Source organism: Streptomyces sp. RP5T, assembly GCF_003933965.1.
Classification (GTDB): Bacteria; Actinomycetota; Actinomycetes; order Streptomycetales; family Streptomycetaceae; genus Streptomyces.
This window is the reverse complement of record NZ_RSAJ01001130.1, coordinates 1-1,136: the sequence shown is the minus strand read 5'-3', so window position 1 is coordinate 1,136 and position 1,136 is coordinate 1. Positions and strand designations below refer to the sequence as shown.

Genomic DNA, 1,136 nt, shown 5'->3' with positions numbered 1-1,136 from the left:
CCCCACCTCCAGCCCGTCCGCGAGCGCGCGATGAGGCTCGCGCTGCCCCGCTGGTCCGGCACGCTGGCCGTGAAGGCCGCCGTGTTCATCACCGTGATGTGCTGCGGCCTCGCCGCGCTGCTCGGCGTCCTCGTGCATGTCTCGGTCACCGACCAGACCGTCGGCGAGGCCCGTCACCTGGCGCTGGGCCGGCTGAAGAGCGCGACCGAGGCGTACGAGGCCGGGGACACCCTGACGTGGGACGCGGGCGTGGATCCGCCGGACCTGCCGCAGTCGCTGCGGGCGCTGGCGGTGGCCGGGGAGCGCGGCACGATGGTCGCGGAGCACCGCGGCCGCCCCACGATGTGGGCGGCGGGGCCGGTGGACGGGAACCGCGCGCTGGCCGTGGAGGTCGACTACGCGCAGGGGGCGCGGACGATCGCGGGCCTGGACCGGGCGATCCTGTGGTCGTCGGCGCTGGCGATCACCGCGACCCTGCTGGTGGGGGCCTTCGCGGTCACCCGGGTGACGACCCGGCTGCACACGACCGCCCGGGTGGCCCGGCGGATCACCGCGGGCGACCTCGACGCGCGGGTCGGCGATCCGCGGACGAAGGATCCCTCGCGGCCCCAGGACGAGGTGGCCGCGGTGGCCGCCGCGCTGGACTCCATGGCGGGGTCGTTGCAGGGGAAGCTGCTGAGCGAGCAGCGGTTCACCGCGGATGTGGCCCATGAGCTGCGGACGCCGTTGACGGGGCTGCACGCGGCGGCCGAGTTGCTGCCGCCGGGGCGGCCGACCGAACTGGTGCGCGACCGGGTGGCCGCGCTGCGGACGCTGACGGAGGACCTGCTGGAGATCTCCCGGCTGGACACCGGCCGCGAGACGGTGGAGCCGGACACGGAACGGCTGGCCGCGGTGGCCGAGCGAGTGGTGCGGGCGTCCGGGACCGACACCGAGGTCGTGGTCGTGCGGGATCTCGCCGTGGAGACGGACCGGCGGCGGCTGGAGCGGGTGCTGGGCAACCTGGTGGCCAACGCGCACCGGCACGGGCGGGGGCCGGTGTCCCTGACGGTCGACGGGGCGGTGGTGACCGTACGGGACCACGGGGACGGGTTCCCGGAGTACCTCGTCGAGCACGGGCCGCAGCGGTTCCGCAC

Annotated in this window: 1 protein-coding gene; it reads left to right on the top strand. The window is 75.8% G+C overall.

What is annotated here, in order from left to right:
* Positions 1-30: 30 nt before the first annotated feature.
* The coding region (locus EHS43_RS44935; RefSeq protein ID WP_148104362.1) for a HAMP domain-containing sensor histidine kinase at positions 31-1,136 on the top strand (1,106 nt) is incomplete at its 3' end.